Below are 22616 nucleotides of genomic sequence, written 5' to 3'. Positions count from 1 at the left end.
CGTCACCATACATTCTACCAATTGATACAGACATGGAGGCTAATACATGTTTCAACCGAAAAAGAAACGTCCAAGAATCAGAAGAACAATGTCAGGTCTCATCGCACTGACGCTACTCTTGTCTCTCGTATTCCCGAGTATAGCTGGGGCAGAACCGGCAGAACCATCACAGGTGCAATTTGCAAATGTTAGTGTACAGGCGGGGCAGACGGTTCATGTCCCTGTTACATTAAAGCAGTCCTATTCTCAGGTTAGCGCTTATAATATGCAGATTGATTATGATACATCTGCCCTGGAAGTTGTCCGTATCACGCCTAAATCTGTCAGCACGATTAGCACATCTCCAGAAGAAACCGGTACAGGAGACTTCCAGTACGTAATTAATAACGAAGAAGGCTGGGTACGGATCATCTGGGTTGATTTTAATGCAGGTGAACGTCTGATTTCAGACGAACAGCAATTATTTGATATTGAGGTCAAAGCCAAAAGTAATGCGACTCCTGGAACGAAACAGCTATCCGTAGATCATACTGATTCAGAACATTGGCATTTTACAAATGTAGAACACAATAGTGGTGCTCAGTTGTCTGGTGGAACAATCACAATTACAGCAGCAAATTCAGGTGGCGACAATTCCGGTTCGACACCTACACCGAATCCTGGTAACTCTTCAGGTGGAGGAGGAGGAGGAAGTGTATCACCAACTTCACCAGTCGTTACCCCAGTTCCATCGACTCCAGCGGTAACTAAAGGCGTAGACATCTATGTGAACGGTCAGAAACAAGAAAAATCTGCAACGGCCACCACATCAACGGTAAACAATCAGGTTACCACCACGGTTCATGTGGATAATGAAAAAGTCATCAATCAGATTGGAAGTGGACTAAAAACGCTTCTGCTGCCTATTACAGGTACTGGCAAGGGTGCGGTCGTTGGTGAACTGAACGGCAAGTTGGTCAAAACAATGGAAGGAAGTAATGCCGAAGTTGTCATTCAGACTGATAGCGGTACGTACACACTTCCAGCTAACCAGATTCAGGTGGATCAGATTCTGAACCAATTCGGAAGCACGGTTCCATTGGAAGATATCACAATCCAAATCGCTATTGTGCCTAGTGCCACATCTAAACAAACAGCAATTCAGGCTGCAGCGGATAAGCTGGAGAACACAACGGTGATCGCAGCTCCGATTGATTTTGAAGTAAAAGCGATCTGGAATGGACAGCAAGTTAATGTAGATCGTTTCAACTCTTATGTAGAGCGCTCCATTACTTTGCCAGAGGGTGTCGATGGTTCAAAGATCACGACAGGAGTTGTGCTTCAGCCAGATGGCAGCCTTCTGCATGTACCGACCAAGGTTATCAAAGGTAACGTGCAAGATTCTGCTATTATTAACAGCTTGACGAACAGCACTTACGCTCTGATCTATCATCCGGCAACATTCAGCGATGTATCAAGTCACTGGAGTCGGGATGACGTACAGGATCTGGCATCCCGTCTGATCGTACAAGGCACCGGTGAGAACGTGTTTGCGCCAGACCGGAGTATTACACGGGCAGAGTTTACGGCTGTTCTGTTAAGAGGTTTGGGTCTGCACTCCCCGCGCAGTACAGAAGCGGCATCGTTCACGGATGTGAAGACTGGCAGCTGGTATGAGGATGAGGTTCAGACGGCTGTGTCCTACGGCCTGATCTCAGGTTATGCTGACGACAGCTTCCGTCCGAATAGCGAAATTTCTCGTGCTGAAGCGCTGACTATTGTGTCACGTGCGATGAAACTGGTCGGTCTGGCACAGGCCGACGCATCAGAGACAACAAGTCTGCTGAGCACATACAGCGATAGCGCTAAAGTACAGGCTTGGGCAGCAGAGCCAGTTGCATCGGCGATTAAACAAGAGCTGGTACAAGGTGCTGATGGTAAACTGATGTCAGATGCAGACATTAGTCGTGCACAGTCAGCCGCGATTGTAAAAAGGTTACTTGCAAAAGCGGGATTAATCTAATCAAATTTGGACACCTACACTTACTTGAAATGATTTGTTTCAAGCAAGCTGTAGGTGTTTTTTTGTATATCGTTTTTCTCGAACCTCTTATAGATGCAATGGTCCAGTTCATTATCAGTTCATACTGATTTGTTACGATATAAACATCAAATAGATAGATATCGTGCATGATCAGGAGAGGAAGAGATCCATATGAAAATACTAGAAGTTAAAAATGTGAAGAAATCATACACCTTATATGGAAAAGAAAGAGTTCCGGTACTCCACGGTTTGAACCTGAGTTTTGAGACAGGGGAATTTGTCTCCATCCTTGGAGAATCTGGCTGCGGTAAGTCGACACTGATGAATATCATTGGTGGCATGGACTCCGACTATGAAGGGGATGTCGTAGTTCGTGGCAAGAACTTAAGTGCCATGACAGAGAAGGAAATGGATGATTATCGGAAGAATAATATCGGTTTTGTCTTTCAAAATTTCAATCTGATCCCGCATCTGTCTGTCCTCGAAAATGTGACGATTGCGATGCAAATGACGGATACCAATGAGAAGGAGCGGAACCAACGTGCCGTTGATATATTAACAGAGGTTGGGCTGAAGGATCATCTGAACAAACGTCCTAACCAGTTATCTGGCGGTCAGAAGCAACGGGTTTCCATCGCACGGGCATTATCCAACAATCCGGATATTATTCTTGCAGATGAACCGACGGGTGCTCTGGATAGGGAAAACGGAGATCAAATCCTCGCTTTGCTCGACAGTATAGCCAAAAAGGGAATGCTGGTGATTGCCGTAACTCACTCGCAGAAAGTCGCTGACTCCGGTACACGGATTGTGAAGGTTGAAGAGGGGCGCATTAGTGACGATATTCACCTGAAAGATCCTTCTACGGCTGTTTACGAGAGTGGTCAGGATTCTTCCCGGAGCCTGAGCTTGCTTGCTTCATTCAAGATGGCACTTAGAAATATGAAACTCAACGGCAAGCGTAATGTACTGGTAGCATTGGGTGGATCTATAGGTATATTAAGTGTACTCCTGATGCTCTCCTTGGGAAATGGAATAACGACATATATGAATGACGAAATCAATTCAAGTATGGACCCTTTGCTCGTGGATATAACAAAGCCGAGTGAAGAAGCCAAGGACATGCAAGGTCCCGAGGCCTTGATGGCACCAGGTGAACCGTTCACCGAAGCTGATGTTGAGACGATTCGCAATTTTCCTAATGTGGATTATGTAGAAACAATTACAACTATTACAGGCAAATCCACTATGGTGAATGAAAAACAAAGTGTAGGACTCACACAGTTAACAACGTTAACGGATGCTTTTGATCCAGCATTGATGACAACTGGTGTTCTGCCGGTAGAAAATCAGATGCTGTTACCTCTCGATACAGCGAAACAATTAAGCGGAAATGATCAAGCTGAAACCATGATCGGCAAGTCCGTGTTTCTATATATCAATGAGATGGATAGTAATAATAAACCAGTGACCTTGGAGAAAGAAGTAACGATCTCAGGGATCTACGAAGCGGCAGATCCGCAATCTCCAATGCAACAATCCCCGGGATACATTTCATCAGAAACGCTGGAGCAAATGTATACAGACAAGGGAATAACTATCGGGCCGATTCAGGTTAACGCCTATGCAACCGATATGAAATATGTAAATGATATCAATGAAGCTGCTGTAGACGCTGGCTTCGCAGGCTCCCAAATGGCCAAGGTGATGGAGAATATCACCACATATGTAAGTATGGCTTCCATTGTACTTGCGGGTATTGCAGGTATTTCGTTGATCGTATCCGGTATTATGATACTGGTAGTACTCTACATTAGTGTCGTGGAACGGACAAAGGAGATCGGAATTCTTCGGGCGATTGGAGCAAGAAAGAAAGACATCAAGCGAATATTCTTCTCCGAATCTGCCTTATTAGGCGTATTTAGTGGTATTATTGCGGTAATCTTTGCAGTGATCATCAGTTATGTGTTAAACATTCTTTTGAACAATGCGTTTGGAGCCAAACTCATTAATCTCTCGGGATATTATATCTTGTTTGGTATCGTGGTAAGTACAGCGATTAGTATTGTTGCCGGTTTGATGCCATCATCAAAAGCGGCGAAGCTGGACCCGATGGAATCCTTACGATACGAATAAATATCAATTTTGGAAAGGATAATGGCTACATGAACACAGTTCTGGTGGTGGACGATGATTCCCATATCCGCAAATTAATCCGAATCTATCTTGAAAAGAATCAATTCTCCGTGCTGGAAGCGCCAGACGGTCAAGAGGCGTTAGATATCCTCTCGCATACGAAAGTTGATCTGGCGATTGTGGATGTGATGATGCCGCGAATAGACGGTATTGAACTGACGGAAGATATCCGGTCTTATCTGGATATTCCCATCCTGATGGTGACTGCCAAGGGAGAATCCAAGGACAAAGTCAGAGGATTTAATGCCGGGTCAGACGATTACCTGGTTAAACCGTTTGATCCTGTGGAGTTAATCTTGCGTGTGAAATCGTTACTGAAAAGATATAACAAAAGTTCATCAAACATGATTCAGATCAGCGGTGTTACGATTGATTTGGGCAATCTGATGGTTGTTTCGGATGGACAAACTATCGAATTGAAAAAGAAGGAATGTGAATTGTTATTTTCTCTGGCGAGTTCGCCAGGGAAAATATTCACACGTACACAGCTTATAGATGACATATGGGGCATCGATTACGAAGGAGATGAGCGTACGGTTGATGTACATATCAAACGGTTAAGGGAACGGCTTGAACCCGTACCTGAGCTAGTGATCTCAACGATAAGAGGACTCGGTTATCGGCTGGAGCGGGCATGAAAATGTTTAGGAAAAGCCTGCGACTTCGCATCGTAGCTACGTTTATCGGGATTGTTCTGGTGAGTTTAATTCTCTCCTTTATGATAAATAACGGGTCCCAGGAAAAGACACCGAATCGTTTTATGGTTACCTTTGCTCAAGATCTCGCTACACTGATTGACCTGATTGATGATCCGGAAAAAGTGAAATCAAGTTTAGGTATCTTTGCTCGCTACGGCTTAAATATCACTCCCGTGAATGAACAAAGTGAAGTGTTATCTTCCTTGCCAGAGGACAAAGTTCATTCGTTATTTGAAACGGGTACAACGGATGCCATTTTTCTGTCCAGTAAAGATGGAATCGCGACCATAGGTGTTCCTGGAACAAACGAGGGGATCGGCACATTTCTGATTCAAAGCGATTTCTCCTCTCTTTTTCATACACTGCGAAACACGCTCTTAACCTCACTATTAACAGTTCTGGTGATTGGCAGCTTATTAATCCTGTTCATGTCCGGGTACATTGTGAAACCGATTAAGAGATTAACGGTTGCAGCGAAGGAGATGTCATCAGGTGACCTGTCGGTTCGCTTGAAACATAATAATCAGGATGAGTTTGGCGAACTGATGGAGAGCTTTAATCATATGGCCAGTGAGTTGCAAAAAATCGATTCGGTTCGTGATGACTTTGTCAGCAACGTCTCTCATGAAATGCAATCTCCGCTCACATCAATTAGAGGATTCACCAGAGCACTACAAGATGGTGTTATTCCATTAGAAGAGCAGAAAGAGCATTTGGATATTATCTATGAGGAAACGCTGCGCTTATCGAGGCTCAGTGATAATCTGCTTCGGCTAGCCTCGCTGGATTCGGAGCATCATCCGGTTCATTTCACCACATTCCAGGTAGATGAACAATTAAGAAGGGCGATCTTACTGGCAGAGCCGCAGTGGGCTCAGAAGGACATACAGATCGAACTGGACTTGTTGCCCTGCGAGATCACAGTGGACAAAGATTTGTTTGATCAGGTCTGGCAAAATTTAATAAACAATGCGATCAAATACACCGGTCCACAGGGTATCATTCATGTCGAAATTGAGACGTCATCTTCATTTGTGAAGGTATTGATTAGAGATTCTGGACAAGGAATACCTGAGGAAGCTCTCCCGTATATCTTTGATCGATTCTACATGGTGGACAAAGCGCGAAGCAGCTCGCTTCGAGGGAATGGATTAGGGTTGTCCATTGTCATTAAAATCTTGAAATTGCATCAATGTACAATTGATGTAGAGAGCGAAATGGGTAAAGGCACACAGTTTATTGTCACGATCCCCAGATCGACCATTACACCTTAAGGCAAGTCAGAACAGAGAGAGCAGTATGGAAACAATCGGATCCCTGTGCGTTCAGGATTCAGATTGCTGACATATTGCTTTTTTGATATCTGTATTCGCGACAAAATTTCACATATAGTTTTGTTTAGCAGTGGATCATTTGATAAAATAGAAGAGACGTTATGTGAATCTATGAACTTAATTAATTTATCATACAGAGAATGGAGCCATCCAATGAAATATCGCAATATGGAAGATTGTATTAACGATCTGGAACAGCATGGTCATTTGATTCGGGTCAAAGAAGAGGTTGATCCTCATCTTGAGATGGCAGCGATCCACATGAAAGTGCACGAGGCTAAAGGCCCGGCGTTGTTATTCGAAAATGTAAAAGGCTCAAAGTTCCAGGCTGTGTCGAATCTGTTCGGTACGGTGGAACGAAGCAAATTCATGTTCCGCGGTACGCTGGAAGGCGTACAACGGGTCATGGCTGTTCGTGACGATCCTATGAAGGCGCTTAAGACGCCATTTCAGCATGTCCGCACAGGTCTTGCTGCGTGGCAGGCGCTGCCAAAACAGAAATCTATAAGCCTACCCGTGTCGGCGCAAGAGATTCAAATCTCGGATCTGCCACTCATCAAACACTGGCCTATGGACGGTGGGGCATTTGTGACGTTACCACAGGTTTATTCGGAAGATCCGGACAAACCAGGAATCATGAATTCAAACTTGGGGATGTACCGGGTTCAACTGGATGGCAATGATTTTGAAATGAACAAGGAAATAGGGTTACACTATCAGATTCATCGCGGAATTGGTATACATCAAGCCAAAGCTGTCAAAAAGGGAGAACCACTGAAAGTGAGTATTTTCATTGGGGGTCCGCCTGCACATACACTTTCAGCGGTTATGCCTTTGCCTGAAGGACTTAGTGAGATGACATTTGCCGGTCTGCTCGCTGGACGTCGCTTCCGGTACAGTTACAAGGACGGATATTGCATCAGTAATGATGCCGATTTTGTCATCACGGGTGATATCTACCCAGGTGAGACAAAACCCGAAGGGCCGTTCGGTGATCATCTGGGTTATTACAGTCTGACACATGAATTCCCGTTAATGCGTGTGCATAAAGTCTATGCCAAACCTAATGCTATCTGGCCGTTTACGGTTGTTGGTCGTCCGCCGCAAGAGGATACGGCTTTTGGTGATTTGATTCATGAGATTACTGGAGATGCGATTAAACAGGAGATTCCTGGTGTCAAAGAAGTGCATGCGGTCGATGCAGCAGGGGTTCATCCATTGCTGTTTGCCATTGGCAGTGAACGTTACACGCCGTATCAGGCTGTGAAGCAGCCGACAGAGTTGCTCACGATTGCCAATCGCATTTTGGGTACGGGTCAGCTCAGTCTGGCGAAGTACCTGTTTATTACTGCTGAGGATCAGCAACCTCTGGATACCCATAAGGAAGTTGAATTCCTGACCTATATCTTGGAGCGTATGGATATGCAGCGGGATATTCATTTCCATACCCATACAACGATTGATACACTGGATTACTCGGGTACAGGGCTGAACAGCGGTAGCAAGGTCGTTTTTGCAGCATATGGCGACAAGGTTCGAGAGTTGTGCACGGAAGTGCCGGAGTCTTTGAAAAACATTCGTGGTTATGAGAATCCACAGCTCATCATGCCGGGTATCGTTTCGATCCAGACATCGGCCTTTACGAGTTATGCGGATACAGCACAGGAGATGCAAGCATTCACGTCTCTATTGAAAGAACAGGGAGGTCTGGACTCGTGTCCGATGATCATTCTATGTGACGACAGTTCGTTCCTGAGTGCTAACCTCAGCAACTTCTTATGGGCAACCTTTACTCGCAGCAACCCTTCACATGACATGTACGGGGTTAATAGCGGATATGACCACAAGCATTGGGGCTGTGATCAGGTGATTATTGATGCACGTACCAAACCCCATCAGGCACCGCCGCTGATTCCCGATGCTTCGGTCGAGAAGAGCATTGAACGATTTTTTGTTAAAGGTGCTAGTCTGGGTTCGATCAAAATCTAATTTGAGATGTCTTGAAGAAGTTCAAACGGAGCGTTTGAACTTCTTTGGCTTACTCTGATACGGCAATGAGGCACAAAAGTGTGTAAAAGTTTAAAACCGGGACTAATTTGGATGTTGGAGTGAGGATAAAGTCTTAGGCGTTCGTATTTACCATTGTGATTAAGGTCGTTTGAACTATGTATGAATTGAAGAATTATAACGATATAAAGAAGTATAGGTATTTTTGTGGCCCCGTTCCGTTGGGTGCTGTTACTATAATGAATTGTTCAGGGGGAATACCGATTTGAGAATCCATATTATGAACCTGCAAGACGGAGACCGTCTAACTGCGGATACATTCAGCGATGCAGGATTACACGTTCTCGGGAAGGGAACTGTGATCAAAGGTGAGGATATCACCTTGCTTATGCAGCACCGTGTAGATTATGTAGATATTGAATCACGCGAAGAGGAAATCACTGAAGCAGAATTTTTTGCAGCAGCCGCAAAGCATGCTTCGGGGATAACTACGAAGGAAGAACCGCCTGAAGAAGAGCTGAAGTCCCAATTTATTCAGACTGTACATAATTATCAAAATGCTTTTCTCGAAGCTCTGACCGTTGGTAAGTTCAACGCCACCATGGTGGATGATGCACTGCAACCGATGGTTGAGGGACTGGATGAGCAGAAAGATGTCGTTCATCTCCTGATGATGCTGGAGCGGGATGACGTCAATAACTATACACATTCAATCCAGGTAGGATTGTTGTCTTTCTACCTCGCGAATTGGCTTGGATATTCTCAGAAGGAGAGTTATCAGATTAGTCGCGGTGGTTATCTGCATGACATTGGAAAGTGCAAAGTTTCCCACCGGATTCGGAACAAAACAGAACCGTTGACAGCTGATGAGCAGCTTGAAATGCGGCGTCACACTATATATGGCCATGAAATTATCAAAAATTCGATGACGGATGAAGCGACAGCACTGGTTGCTCTGCAACATCACGAGCGGGAAGATGGGTCGGGTTATCCGATGCAACTTGAGAAAAGTGAAATTCATCCATATACACAGATTGTATCTGTAGCGGATATCTATATAGGCATGAGATCCGGGAACCACGGAGGAAGCAATCCAAACCTGATCAACAACCTTAGAGATATCTATGGAATGGGATTTGGTAAATTGAATGAAAAACCGGTTCAGGCATTGATGCAACATTTGCTTCCTAATTTCATCGGGAAACAGGTGCTGCTCAGCAATGGAGAAAAAGGTGTTATTGTCATGAACAATACGTCCGATATTTTCAAACCACTCATCAAAGTGGAGTCTGAAGAATATCGCGATCTCTCCAAAGAGCGTACGCTTGCCATTGATGAATTGCTTATTTAATCTAAATATGATCTGTATTCCTTACTTATATTGAGAACGGGCCTCCTGTACGAAGACAGGGGACCCGTTTTTTGTTATATCATCCTAGATGTGTTGTTCGACCAAGGAAGCAAGCGTATACTTTGCTAAGACCTTATTTTTCCTGCCAAGGAGCGATCGCCATGATTGAAGTGACAACCGAGATTAGGATACATGCCTCGATTGAACGATGCTTTGACTATGCCCGGGATATTGATGTACATACTCAGACCGTCTGGCAACATACAAGAGAGCGAGCAGTTGCAGGAGTAACCACAGGAAGAATTGGAGCAGGGGATACCGTTACATTTCAGGCTACTCATTTTGGGGTCAGACAGAAGTTGAAGTCCCGAATTGTGCAGTTTGAACGACCTTTCCTCTTTGTGGATCAGATGGAGAAAGGGGCTTTCAAGAGCATGCGACATGAACATCATTTCAGCGTAATTGGGGATCAGATGACTTGCATGAGAGACACACTTCGATTCGAAGCTCCACTTGGATTGCTGGGATGGGCAACCGAACGACTTGTGCTGAAGAGATACATGCAGGCATTTCTGGAGGATCGTAATCGTAAGCTCAAAGATATGCTTGAGCAGTAGCCAGAATTAAATGGATAGAGGAGAGAAGACATTTGATGGATAATGAATATTTTGTAGGTTGGGGCACACTTGCCTTGATTAATGCCGGACTGGCTCAGGGAAAAAACAGAAGTGGTCGGAACTGGTTTCTGATTTCCCTGTTATTTGGTCCGTTGGCAACTCTTTTTATTGTGGTGTGGAATAAACTGGACTAATTCAACGATCGATATTCCGATGCATACAACGATCGATCATCCAGAATACAAGGGCTGCTGCACTAACGCCAGCACCTAACCAGCAAACGGCTGTCCAGCCTGCCCATGCATACACTTGGGTAGAAACGATGGAGCCAGTTGCACTGCCGATGGAATAAAAGATCATATAAGCTGCCGTCAGGCGGCTCTGCGCTTCGGGGCGAACTTCGTAGATCAGGCTCTGGTTGGTAACATGTACGGCCTGCACGGCGAGATCGAGCAGGATAACACCCAGGATCAGAAACCAGAGAGAATGATGGACATAACCGATGGGTAGCCAGGACAAGAGCAGAATGACAAGGGCGACACCGGTTGTTTTCTGCCCAAGGCCCCAGTCGGCAAGTTTACCTGCACGGGCAGCAGCCAATGCTCCCGCCGCTCCTGCGAGACCGAATGCACCTATGACTGTATGAGACAGGGACAGTGGAGGGCTACTTAGTGGCAGTACCATAGAAGTCCATAAGATGCTGAAGGCTGTAAAAATCAGCATGGCCAGCACACCTCGTACTCGTAACACACGCAACTCACGGTACAGTTGCAAGACGGAACCGAGTAATTGGAAGTAGCTTTGTTTTACTTGTGGGGATTGTTGCCTTGGGAGAACAAAAAATAAGGCGACAATTCCGAGTAATGTAAGGCTGGCGGAGAAGAGATATACCGATCTCCACCCGAACCAATCGTTCAGCGTACCTGCAACCGTTCGTGCAAGTAAAATGCCAATGACGATTCCGCTGGTTACCTGACCGACAATGCGACCACGTTCGGAAGGAGCTGCCAAGTGTGCAGCAAAGGCAACGAGCGTTTGCGTAATGACCGCGAGTAGACCGACGACAGCCATGCCCGTGAATAAGAGGGAGCTGGACTGTGAGGTGCCTACCAGAATTAGTGCAAGTACAGAGAAGAGCATTTGAATGATAATCAGCTTGCGACGATTTAAGAGGTCACCAAGCGGAACAAGAAGGAACAGCCCCAAGGCATAACATATTTGAGTCACTGTGATGACGATCCCTATGGATGATGGAGAGAGGCTGAATTCTTGAGCGATGGAGTCCAGTAAAGGCTGAGCATAATAGATATTGGCGACCGCAAGTCCGCTGCACACGGCAAAGAGAAGAGCAACTAACCGTGACATGGCAGGACGATCCTTATTGGATAATTGTGCATCTGGAGAAGAAGTTTGCATAAATGGATGTCACCTTTCTATTCTGTACTGATCAGTATGTTATGTTTCGGAATAACCATACTTTATTTGCGTGAATTCTGTCAATAGAGAATTGGGTGAGGGTATGCGATCGCTTCTATTCCAGACTTTTCGATTCATTTCTAGCTAAAAACTCCTTTCCGGTTATTAGGTTTTGACTTTGTAATAAGAGTGAGGTTAAAATATATAAACATACTGATCGATACATAAAGAGGTGAATTTTATGGTTAGACAACGGGAATTTGATACGGATAAAGCACTTGATGCAGCGATGCATACGTTTTGGGACAAAGGGTTCGAAGCGGCATCTTTAAATGATTTGACGACCGCAATGGGCATACAACGTCCCAGTCTGTATGCGGCTTTTGGCGATAAAAAGGAATTATTTGAAACAGCACTTCGCAGGTATACCACTCAGCACGCGGCTCAAGTCAGAGCCAGACTTCAACAGGGCTCCTCCGTGCGGGAAGCCTTTCGTGGATTGTTTGAACATATTGGAGCAGAGGGGAGTGTGACCGAGCCTAGTCACGGCTGTTTTTGCATTAATACGATGGTTGAGCTGGCTCCACATGATCCCAAATTCGCTGTCCTTACACGGGAGCATCAGATGTACCTGGGTGTTCTTTTTAAAGAAACGATAGAACGAGGGCAACAGAGCGGGGAGTTGTCCACTGACATGAACGCGAGTGCGGTCGCACAGTCTCTGGTAGTATCCATGATTGGACTGACCGTACTGATGAAATCAGCACCGGACCGCTTGTTTGTAGAGCAGAGCATCCAGGTTACACTGTCTTTGCTGCAGTAATAGGGATTTATTCTGTTTAAAGTGATGCGGAGTTGCTACAATATATACAAGAATTGAGCAGATATAGGAGGAGATCAGAAATGAATACGAAGTTGCGCTGTGCTGTTTTGGATGACTATCAGAACGTTGCGCTGACGTCCGCGGATTGGGGTCCGTTGATGGATCAGGTGGAGATTCAGACATTCAACAACTATATGGGATCGGAAGAAAAAGTCATTCAGGAATTGCAGGGTTTTGATATTGTGGTTCTGATGCGGGAGCGTACACCGTTTCCAGAGAAGGTCATTTCGCAGCTCCCTAATCTAAAACTTCTGATTACAAGTGGTATGCGCAACGCTTCGATAGATCTCAAGGCTGCAGAGCAGAACGGGATCATTGTGTGTGGAACCGAGGGAAGCTCTAATCCGCCGACAGAGCTTACATGGGCACTGATTCTGGGGCTGTCCAGACAACTGGTTACGGAAAATAATGCACTTCGCTCCAATCGAAACTGGCAGAGCACGGTCGGGTTGGATCTGCATGGGAGAACACTTGGATTGCTTGGTTTGGGCAAGATAGGCACTCGCATGGCTGAGATCGCACAAGCATTCGGTATGAATGTGATGGCCTGGAGCGAGAATCTGACACAAGAGAAAGCCGAAAAACATGGTGTGATCTGGTCCGAGACCAAGGAGCAGTTGCTTGCACAGAGCGACATCGTATCCATTCATCTGGTATTGAGTGATCGTACGCGGAATCTGATCGGACAAGCCGAATTTCAACAAATGAAATCGAGTGCGCTATTAATAAATACGTCACGAGCGGGCATTGTCGATCAGGAAGCTATGGTGGAGGCATTGCAAAGTGGTGTGATTGCTGGTGCAGGTCTGGATGTATATGAGCAGGAACCGCTACCAGTTAACCATGTGATGCGAACATTGCCCAACGTTCTGGCCACACCGCATCTGGGTTATGTGACTCGTGGAAATTATGAGATCTATTATAATCATACCGTAGAGAATATAGCGATGTTCCTGAAGGGAACACCGATCAGGCAACTGCTTTCTTAGAATGAACGTATGCGGAGTATGACTCTGCTATAGTTATATAGAATCAACGACAAATAAGGTGCTGCCAGGAAAGAGTTAGACCTGAGCAACACCTTTTTAGTATATCTGTGTAGAAAACAAATGAAGGGACGGATGTAAAATACATTCTATCCCGGTGACCCATCCCCCTCACCAAATTTAACTGTGTGGCCCTCGCTGGGAAGAATGAATCATGGCTACGCTTGATTCACGAACGATTAAGCGCGGTTCAAATTGGATGTGTTCGTAATCGGTCGTGCTCATCTCCCGAATTCGTTTTAACAACAGCTCAGTAGCAAGTCTGGCGACTTCTTCGCCCATAATGGACACGGAACTAATCTGAGGAGACGTGACGGTTGTCCATTGATTGTTATCCACACCCACAACAGCCACATCTTCAGGTACACGAACCCCTAACTCCTTGAACCGATTAACCAATCCAATGGCAACCATATCATTAATGGCATAGACAGCATCTGGCATATGCGTAAGTCCATAGAAATAATCTGCAGCATTGGCACCTGTATTTAATGAAAAGTCCTCACCAAAGTAGACGAGAGAAATGTCCACATGGCCTACAGCTTGCTCATACGCACGAAAGCGCTCTTCAATAATGTCCTTCGGTGCTCCCGCATAAGCGATTCGAGTCCGGCCGATCTTGAACAGATGTTCCATCACTAGTTTGCCTTCAGGTTGAGAGAGAGAGACGATATCTGCCTTCATGCCAGGTTCCAGTTTTTTGCCGTAATTAATCATGGAGATAGGGAGCGGCGCTTTATCAATCAGTCCGGGTAACGTTTTGGGGTACGCCAGAGGCATGAAGATTAGTCCGTCCACATGCAATTTTTTGACATTACGAATGGTTTCAAGCTCCGTTCTGGCATTGCCTGCCGTATTGATCTGCACGACATGGTACCCATGCTGCTTCGCCGTTTGCTCTACAGACCAGGAGATTTCCGGAATGATGGCGTTACGTATGTCGGGTACAACAAGCGCGATCTGGTGCGTTTGCCGGATTTTCAGACTCTGTGCCGAGGTGTTGGGTACAAACCCCAGTTCTTCAATGGCCTGCATCACCTTATCCCGTGTTTTACTGCTGATGCCTTCTGAATTGTTGATGGCCCGGGATACGGTAGCGATGCCCACGCCGGCACGCTCTGCAACGTCCTTGATCGTAAGTTTCTGTTCGTTCCTCAATGTACGGTTACCTCACTTTATCGGAAACGATTCCGAATTATTAGGAATATGTATGAACTTCACGATAGTTATATAACTTGATTATAACATTTGAACAATCAAGTATCCCGTGAAAGGGCTAGATTTATGGCGAGGCCTGATTAAATTTCAATAGATCTACAATAATATTTGCCATAATATATGTTAATAACAAGGATTACATCGTTTGTAATACCGCTAAGATCACTTGAATTAAAATATAAGCATTCTAAAGTGAACTCGATATGACCACGAAATAGACATATTAGTGGAGAAATATGTTTGACAGCGTATCTAAAATGTGACATATTTAATTTACGGAAACGTTTCCGATTATATCACAAATTATGATCTGGGAGATGAAATGAATGAAAGCATTACGTTGGCATGGAGTCAAAGATTTACGTCTCGAAAATATTAATGAACCTCAGCCTGAAGAAGGAAAGGTCAAAATAAAAGTGGAATGGTGCGGTATCTGCGGCAGTGATTTGCACGAGTACACAGCAGGTCCAATCTTCATTCCCGCTCAAGCACCGCATCCGCTAACAGGGGAACAAGCGCCTATAGTTATGGGGCATGAATTCTCAGGACAGGTGGTTGAAGTAGGGGAAGGTGTTACACGTTTCAAGGCGGGCGATCGTGTTGTGGTAGAACCCATCTATGCATGCGGACACTGTGAAGCTTGTAAACAGGGTAGATACAATCTGTGCGATCAGATGGGTTTCCTTGGACTCGCTGGAGGCGGAGGAGGATTCTCCGAGTATGTAACTGCTGCAGAAAACATGGTACATGCTATTCCGGATTCAATCTCGTATGAGCAAGGTGCGTTGGTTGAACCTTCAGCTGTAGCACTTCACGCTGTGCGCCAAAGCAAGCTGAAAGTGGGAGATACAGCAGCCGTGTTTGGCGCAGGCCCAATTGGACTACTGGTCATCGAAGCGCTTAAAGCTTCGGGAGCGTCGGATATTTATGTGGTGGAGTTATCGGATGAACGGAAAGCAAAAGCCGAAGAGCTCGGTGCCATTGTGATTGATCCAATGCAGTTTAATGTCGTGGAAGAGATCCATCAACGTACACAAGGCGGCGTTAACGTAGCCTATGAAGTAACCGGTGTTCCACGTGTTCTGCAACAAGCCATCGATTCAACACGTATTGGTGGAGAGTTGATGATCGTCAGTATTTTTGAACAGGAAGCGCCGATTCACCCGAACTCAATTGTCATGAAAGAACGTACAGTTAATGGCATTATTGGTTATCGCGATGTGTTCCCGGCTGTTATCAGTCTGATGGATAAAGGTTTCTTCCCGGCTGACAAGCTGGTGACCAAACGAATTACGTTGGATGAAGTGGTAGAGCATGGATTTGAAGCACTATTGAAAGAGAAAAATCAGGTTAAGATTTTGGTAAAAGCAGAATAGAACCATAGGCAGTAAGAGCGAGTAGACAACACATCAATAGATGTGATTGTCTACTTTTTTTGTATAGATCGGGCGGAATTTGTTGCATGTGCGGGTGGTTTTACATAGTATAAAAAGATACAAATTGTATCATCTTGGTGTGAAGGTAATGATGATGAAAAAATGAAGGAGGAAGCGGACATGCAGAGACATACAAAATGGACAGCCGTAATTTTGACCATTGTCGCAGGAATGAGCTGGATGCTTATGGGGAACTCCAAGCCGAAAAACACCACGTCAACGAGTCAACCCCCTGCGACGGAACGTGGGCTTGCCAAGGTGTCGAATGCACCGATCAGTTCAGCGGATGTAACATCGAAGATCGAACTGCTAGGCAGACCTTTTACCAAAACACCATATGCTAATAACGTCTGGGACATGCAACTGTACAACGGCAAGATATATTTGGGCCACGGAAATAGCAGCAATCTGGGCGTAGCTCCTAATTCAGGCCCTATCCCAGTCATTTATTATGATACAGCGAATGCAAAATTCAAGACCCAGTCGGTGACGAACAGCAACCCGGGCATCTTGCCATCAACGAAGATGTATGTGGATGAGGAACAGATTGATATCTACAGAGTACTAAACGATAAGTTATATATTCCTGGCAATGATTCCGATAGTGAACAGTGGGAACTGGGTAACTTCTATCGTCTGGATGGAGAGGTGTGGACCAAATATCGCAATCTGCCGCTGGGTGTACACGTATACGATTTGGCATCTTATCAGGGCAAGATGTTTGCCGCGCTGGGTACAGAGTCCAAACCAACCATTCTAATCTCTCATAATGAAGGTGAAACTTGGCAAAAATATGCGACCATTAATACGTTTGGTTTCCGGGCTTATACCATGTTCCATCTTAATGGCAAGTTATATGCATCTGGCATGATGTATCCTGCCAATAAAATATGGAATGACAAAACTAATATTTTGGAGATTAATGAAAATCTTGAGAAACGGGATGTTGTCATCTATGGTAACAAAATGCTACCTGGACTAACCTATCAAACGGGCACGATTCCTTATAATAAAATAGGCAAAAATGTTAACTTCAATAACAAGTTGCTCTATATAGCAGGTGGCGTGTTTAATGATGGGCAGTTGCTGCCCAAATCTTTGAATGTCATGACGGACATCAATCAGGCAAGGCGAGTTGATCTCCCGGATGCCAAGGCGCTCCCAACCGATGTGCTGTTGCGTGATGGCAAGGTGTATGTGCTTACGTACACTCGCCAAAGTGCCAATCTGTATATTAATCGGGTCTACCAATCCACGGATCTGACCACATGGAATGAGATTTTACGTTTTAACCAGGACACGTATGCCAAGTCTTTCGAAGAGAACGAGGGTGACTTCTACTTTGGTCTGGGTACCGATCCGGATGTGTTATCAACTTCATCAGGGAAATTGCTTCGAGTGAACCGCAGTGATATCCCCGTGAATGCTAATTAAATTGGAAGGAAGATTATGGATTATATACTATGCTACATCCACATTATTGGTGACCGGGAAAATACTTTAAGATGTAGTAGAGTGTATATCAGACTGCTTCGGTAGTGTGATCCAACAGAGGCTGCCGTAAGGTAGCTTTCTTTTTTTTTCTATAAGAGTAGTTTGAACGCCCAACTTCGAAAATTTGAAAATAAAATTAAGAAACTATAAAATGGATAGAGAAATAATCCTAAACCAGTCAACTGGATTACACGTGTTACAATATACAAAAGCATGTCGCATTTCATGTGGATGCGGAGTTCCACACTTCCAATTGCAAAGGAGCAATGTACTATGAACGTACCTTCAGCATTATTCAAACCTTTCACCTCGGACAAGCTAACATTGTCTAATCGAATCGTTATGGCACCCATGACTCGCGGATTCTCACCAGAGGGCGTACCTGGACCAGAAGTTGCTGAATACTATCGTCGCAGAGCAGCAGGTGGAGTGGGGCTCATCATAACGGAAGGTACAGGCATTAATCATCCATCTTCGGTTAGTGGAGCGAGTATTCCATTATTCCATGGTGAAGATTCGTTGCAAGGATGGGCTAATGTAGTGAAAGCAGTACATGAAGCGGGTGGCAAAATCATGCCACAATTGTGGCATGTGGGTACAGCACGTCGTTCCGGTGACTTGCCTAACGCAGAAGCTGACCCTGTAAGTCCGTCAGGGGTAAGCATGGCAGGTGAACCATCACGTGAACCATTAACGGAAGAGGAGATTCAAGGTCTTGTACAGGCATTTGCCCAAGCGGCAGCGGATGCACAGCGAATCGGGTTTGACGGCATTGAACTGCACGGAGCCCATGGATACCTGATTGACCAATTCTTCTGGGAGCAGACGAATCGACGGACCGACAATTATGGTGGTGATTTGGTACGTCGAACCCAATTTGCGGTTGAAGTGATTAAAGCTTGTCGTGCAGTGGTTGGTCCTGATTTCCCAATTGTGCTCCGGTTCTCCCAATGGAAGATGGGGAATTATGAGGCACGTCTGGTGGAGACGCCAGAACAATTGGAGCAATTCTTGGCCCCACTTAGTGCTGCTGGCGTGGATATATTCCATTGCTCTACACGCCGGTTCTGGTTACCGGAATTCGAAGGATCTGAGCTGAATCTTGCGGGTTGGACGCAAAAAATAACGGGTAAACCAGCTATTTCCGTTGGATCGGTAGGTCTTGAAGCTGAATTCGTAGACAGAGCAACCGAGAACCAGGGAACAGGTGATGCCCATTTGGATCAATTAAATGAGAAGTTGGAGAACAATGAATTTGACTTGATCGCCTTGGGTCGTGTTCTGCTTAGTGATCCGGAATGGCCTGCCAAAGTTCGTGAAGATCGCATATCCGAAATCATTCCATTTACAACGGAAGTGTTGCAAACACTCCATTAATAGAAGCCTAAGGACGTTTGGTGAAAGGTGAACCAACGCTAAACGGCAACGATTTACAACAAAAAGTAAAACAAAACGAACAAATAGGCCGCCTTTGGGCGGCTTTTTGATTTGCCTATACTAATAATTTCAACATATGAAAAATTCACAATAGAAAATCGTTTTCTGCACCGTTACTCCTTTTTATTCTCCACATACATCGCACACGCGCCTAGTCACAACACCATTAAGTTCCACATCTCAGGTTCCAGTGCAACCACTTTTTTTACCACTTAAGTGTCTGAACAACGATTCAATCTTCAGTACGACTTATTTTGAAAATCCACCACCTTATGATAAGGTTAGGCCTGAACCCAAGGGTTGCCAAGATGACATTACATAAGGAGGATGAATATCCTTGCACAACTATAGGTACAACTCGAACAATAAATGGAGAAAACCACTGCATATGATGTGTCTTCTGCTGGGGATCGTTCTGCTTTTATCGGCATGTGGCCAAGCACAGAAACCTTCCTCCGCAACGGACTCGAATACCGGATCGAACGCTGGCTCCAACTCAGGGCAATCTTCCTCATCGCCGGAGCAGAATACCGCTCCACCGCAGGAAGAAGTACCAGAGGAACCGCAAGAAGAAGTCGATCCGGTGCAGGAGCAGCTCAATTCATTAACGTTAGAAGAGAAGATTGGACAGATGATACTGGCCGGTGTTCAAGGGACAACGTTGGATGATCAAGCCAAACAGATGATCACCGATCAAAAGGTAGGGGGCATTATTTTCTATGCCAACAATGTATCAACACTCGAGGGAACAGCCAAGTTTGTGAAGTCCATCAAGGAAGCGAATCAGTCCAACCCGGTACCGATCTTCATGAGTGTGGATCAGGAGGGCGGCAAAGTCAGTCGTATGCCAGAGACGGTGGAATCCATTCCTTCCAGTAGAAAAGTAGGCGAGACGAAAGACAGCGCGCTTGCTGAAACGATGGGCGAATTGTTGGCGAGACAGGTTCAGCTTGCGGGTTTTAATGTGGACTTTGCCCCTGTGCTGGATGTGAATAGTAACCCGAAGAACCCGGTAATTGGAGATCGTTCATTCGGCAGCTCGGCAGAACTGGTGTCACGTATGGGGATTGCAGAGATGAAGGGATTACGTAGTGAAGGCATTATTCCGGTAGTGAAACATTTTCCGGGTCATGGTGATACGTCCGTAGACTCCCATCTCGATCTCCCTGTCGTGAATAAAACGGAAAAACAACTGGCCGAGCTTGAATGGATTCCGTTCCACGCCGCAGTGAAGGAGCAGGTAGAGGCGGTCATGGTTGCACACATTTTGTTCCCGAAGCTGGACCCGGATCATCCGGCGTCCTTATCGGATGTCATTATAGGTGAACATCTGCGCGGGAAGTTCAAGTATGATGGTGTGGTCATCACAGATGACCTGAGTATGGGTGCAATCGCGAAGAACTACAAGTTGGACCAGGCAGCCCTAGCAACTGTTAAAGCAGGAAGTGACATTCTGTTGGTAGCTCACAGTTATGAGAGTGCCAAGACAATTTTTGATACGCTAATAAGTGCAGTGAAGTCAGGCAAAATCACCGAGTCCCGAATTGATGAAAGTGTATATCGTATCCTGGCATTGAAGCAACAATACAAGTTATCCGATGATCAGAAAGCTTCCGGAGACCTGAAGCAATTGAATGCAGATATTGTGGATTGGCGTAAGCAAATCGATGCTAGATAATAAATCCTGTGTTATGATTTTGCCAGAGGTGAGATCCAATAATGTATACCATTATGATAATAGAGGACGATCCCAAGATTGCGGGATTATTGAAATCACATATTGAACGCTACGGGGACCGGGCCGTACTGGTCGAGGATTTTGAGATGATTGTGCAACAGTTTGAGCAGGTACAGCCACATGTGGTACTTCTGGATATCAACTTGCCCAGTTACGATGGTTTCTATTGGTGCCGCCAGATTCGTACGCTGTCTACATGCCCCATTTTATTTATCTCCGCAAGGAGTGGGAAGATGGATCAGGTCATGGCACTGGAGAACGGGGCGGATGATTATATTACGAAGCCATTTGAGCATGAGATTGTTATAGCAAAAATTCGAAGTCAGCTGCGCCGGGTATATGGGGACTATGCTGCTCGTGATGAAGAACGCAAGGTGGAACTGGACGGTTTGGTCGTGTACTTGGAAAGACTGGAGATTCAGCTTGGTGATCGCAAAGTACAGCTGACGAAGAAGGAAACGATTCTGCTGGAAACGTTACTGCGGCGCAGTCCAAAGCTTGTGAGCAGAGAGACAATCTTGGAGAAGCTGTGGGATGACTCTTTTGTGGATGACAATACACTCAGCGTAAACGTTACTCGGGTGCGTAAACGATTAGCCGAACTTGGTATTACGGACGCACTGGAAACGGTCAGAGGTTCGGGTTACCGATTGAACAATACCTGGAAGGCCCCTTCACCATCATGAGATTGTTTATACGAGAACATCTCGCTTTAACGTGCTGGGTTGTTGCCATCTTGTTCACTGTTGTTGCAGTGTTCTGGTATGACGGTTACAACGATTGGGTCACGGCTACTTATGCCGTAGCGTTGGGATTATTTTTATACATCGGATATTTGGTGTATCGTTATTATTCACATCGCTCCTTTTATACCCGGATGTCACGGTCGATGGATTCGCTGAAGGAATTTGTACCATTGAACGAAACAAGTCCTTTATCACTGGCGCTGGAGAAGTTGTTGGATTCACAATACGGCCAGTATCATGCTCATCTTCATCGGCTGGAACAACGGCAGCAAGAATATCTGACATTCATGAACCAGTGGGTCCATCAGATGAAGACACCGTTATCCGTTATTGAGTTGACCGTGGAAGGTCAGGAAGATGATGATCCTCGGCTCGTAAGCATTCGGGAGGAAGCGGACCAGATGAGGCGAGGTTTGGAGACTGTGCTGTATGTGGCCAGGTTGGATACCTTCGAACAGGATTTCAGTGTGGAACCTGTGATACTGAGGACCGCTGGGGAAGAGGCGATCCATGAGCTGAAACGGTTCTTCATCCGCAATCACGTCTATCCAGAGATACATATAGATCCTGCGCTGGTTGTGCAATCCGATGCCAAGTGGATTCGGTTTGTCCTGGTACAGTTACTGTCGAACGCAATCAAATACTCCGCGGGCAGCGGGCAAAAGATCTATGTGCGTGCGTATGAAGCCGAACGCTCCATCATACTGGAAGTGCAGGATCAGGGCATCGGAATTCCGAAGTCTGATCTAAACCGGGTATTCCAGCCTTTCTTCACCGGGGAGAACGGGCGGCATTTCAAAGAGTCCACAGGCATGGGGCTGTATATTGCCAAAGAAGTGTTAACACGGATGAATCATAGGATTGATCTTGAATCTGTGTACGGCGAAGGAACGACTGTCCGAATTACATTCAACTCTTGAAGTGACAGGTTGAAGATAAGATTGGGACGTGAGTTCTGTATTTTTGTTGAAGAAGT

General features: G+C 45.5%; 18 protein-coding genes. 16 read left to right on the top strand and 2 right to left on the bottom strand.

Features of this window, described 5'->3' with window-relative positions:
* Positions 1 to 46: 46 nt before the first annotated feature.
* The 8 genes from MKY28_RS12910 (at position 47) to MKY28_RS12875 (ending at position 10420) form a co-directional block, all read left to right on the top strand.
* Positions 47 to 2002, top strand: coding sequence for an S-layer homology domain-containing protein (locus tag MKY28_RS12910; RefSeq protein WP_340936127.1), 1956 nt, complete (start codon positions 47 to 49; stop codon positions 2000 to 2002).
* Positions 2003 to 2194: 192 nt separating this feature from the next.
* Positions 2195 to 4159: an ABC transporter ATP-binding protein/permease gene (locus tag MKY28_RS12905; RefSeq protein WP_340936126.1), complete on the top strand. Its 1965-nt coding sequence runs from the start codon at positions 2195 to 2197 to the stop codon at positions 4157 to 4159.
* Between the two features lie 29 nt (positions 4160 to 4188).
* A complete protein-coding gene (locus tag MKY28_RS12900) occupies positions 4189 to 4857 on the top strand; it encodes a response regulator transcription factor (protein ID WP_076318082.1) in 669 nt (222 codons plus the stop codon).
* A gap of 2 nt (positions 4858 to 4859) precedes the next feature.
* A complete protein-coding gene (locus MKY28_RS12895) occupies positions 4860 to 6191 on the top strand; it encodes a sensor histidine kinase (RefSeq protein WP_340936125.1) in 1332 nt (443 codons plus the stop codon).
* Positions 6192 to 6404: 213 nt separating this feature from the next.
* A complete protein-coding gene (locus MKY28_RS12890) occupies positions 6405 to 8240 on the top strand; it encodes a UbiD family decarboxylase (protein WP_076249532.1) in 1836 nt (611 codons plus the stop codon).
* A gap of 283 nt (positions 8241 to 8523) precedes the next feature.
* Positions 8524 to 9609 (top strand): HD-GYP domain-containing protein, encoded by a 1086-nt coding sequence (locus tag MKY28_RS12885; RefSeq protein WP_036608620.1) that lies wholly within the window; start codon positions 8524 to 8526, stop codon positions 9607 to 9609.
* Positions 9610 to 9770: 161 nt separating this feature from the next.
* On the top strand, positions 9771 to 10226 hold the full coding sequence (locus MKY28_RS12880; protein ID WP_100528889.1) for an SRPBCC family protein: 456 nt from the start codon (positions 9771 to 9773) through the stop codon (positions 10224 to 10226).
* A gap of 32 nt (positions 10227 to 10258) precedes the next feature.
* A complete protein-coding gene (locus tag MKY28_RS12875; RefSeq protein ID WP_155985038.1) occupies positions 10259 to 10420 on the top strand; it encodes a hypothetical protein in 162 nt (53 codons plus the stop codon).
* 1 nt (position 10421) lies between these two features.
* On the opposite strand, the gene MKY28_RS12870 is transcribed toward MKY28_RS12875, so the two are convergent.
* The gene (locus MKY28_RS12870) at positions 10422 to 11642 is read right to left on the bottom strand and encodes an MFS transporter (RefSeq protein ID WP_340936124.1); all 1221 of its coding nucleotides are present in this window, start codon (positions 11640 to 11642) and stop codon (positions 10422 to 10424) included.
* Between the two features lie 241 nt (positions 11643 to 11883).
* On the opposite strand from MKY28_RS12870, the gene MKY28_RS12865 reads away from it, so the two are divergent.
* A complete protein-coding gene (locus MKY28_RS12865) occupies positions 11884 to 12465 on the top strand; it encodes a TetR/AcrR family transcriptional regulator (protein WP_340936123.1) in 582 nt (193 codons plus the stop codon).
* 80 nt (positions 12466 to 12545) lie between these two features.
* The gene (locus MKY28_RS12860; protein ID WP_340936122.1) at positions 12546 to 13514 is read left to right on the top strand and encodes a D-2-hydroxyacid dehydrogenase family protein; all 969 of its coding nucleotides are present in this window, start codon (positions 12546 to 12548) and stop codon (positions 13512 to 13514) included.
* Positions 13515 to 13691: 177 nt separating this feature from the next.
* On the opposite strand, the gene MKY28_RS12855 is transcribed toward MKY28_RS12860, so the two are convergent.
* Entirely contained in the window at positions 13692 to 14729 is a 1038-nt protein-coding gene (locus MKY28_RS12855) for a LacI family DNA-binding transcriptional regulator (protein WP_340936121.1), read from the bottom strand.
* Positions 14730 to 15115: 386 nt separating this feature from the next.
* Between MKY28_RS12855 and MKY28_RS12850 the strand changes: the two genes are divergently transcribed.
* The 6 genes from MKY28_RS12850 to MKY28_RS12825 all read left to right on the top strand — a co-directional run bounded on the left by MKY28_RS12850 (position 15116) and on the right by MKY28_RS12825 (position 22560).
* Positions 15116 to 16165 (top strand): 2,3-butanediol dehydrogenase, encoded by a 1050-nt coding sequence (locus tag MKY28_RS12850; protein WP_340936120.1) that lies wholly within the window; start codon positions 15116 to 15118, stop codon positions 16163 to 16165.
* 180 nt (positions 16166 to 16345) lie between these two features.
* On the top strand, positions 16346 to 17659 hold the full coding sequence (locus tag MKY28_RS12845) for a hypothetical protein (protein WP_340936119.1): 1314 nt from the start codon (positions 16346 to 16348) through the stop codon (positions 17657 to 17659).
* A gap of 333 nt (positions 17660 to 17992) precedes the next feature.
* On the top strand, positions 17993 to 19096 hold the full coding sequence (locus tag MKY28_RS12840; protein WP_340936118.1) for an NADH:flavin oxidoreductase: 1104 nt from the start codon (positions 17993 to 17995) through the stop codon (positions 19094 to 19096).
* Positions 19097 to 19493: 397 nt separating this feature from the next.
* A complete protein-coding gene (nagZ, locus tag MKY28_RS12835) occupies positions 19494 to 20834 on the top strand; it encodes a beta-N-acetylhexosaminidase (protein ID WP_340936117.1) in 1341 nt (446 codons plus the stop codon).
* Positions 20835 to 20875: 41 nt separating this feature from the next.
* Positions 20876 to 21580: a response regulator transcription factor gene (locus MKY28_RS12830; protein WP_340936116.1), complete on the top strand. Its 705-nt coding sequence runs from the start codon at positions 20876 to 20878 to the stop codon at positions 21578 to 21580.
* The gene (locus MKY28_RS12825; RefSeq protein WP_083669688.1) at positions 21577 to 22560 is read left to right on the top strand and encodes a sensor histidine kinase; all 984 of its coding nucleotides are present in this window, start codon (positions 21577 to 21579) and stop codon (positions 22558 to 22560) included. Before MKY28_RS12830 ends, MKY28_RS12825 begins: the two co-directional genes overlap by 4 nt.
* The last annotated feature ends 56 nt before the right edge of the window (positions 22561 to 22616 follow it).

Source organism: Paenibacillus sp. FSL R5-0473, from assembly GCF_038004565.1.
GTDB lineage: Bacteria > Bacillota > Bacilli > Paenibacillales > Paenibacillaceae > Paenibacillus > Paenibacillus amylolyticus.
This window is presented reverse-complemented; position numbering and strand designations above follow the sequence as displayed.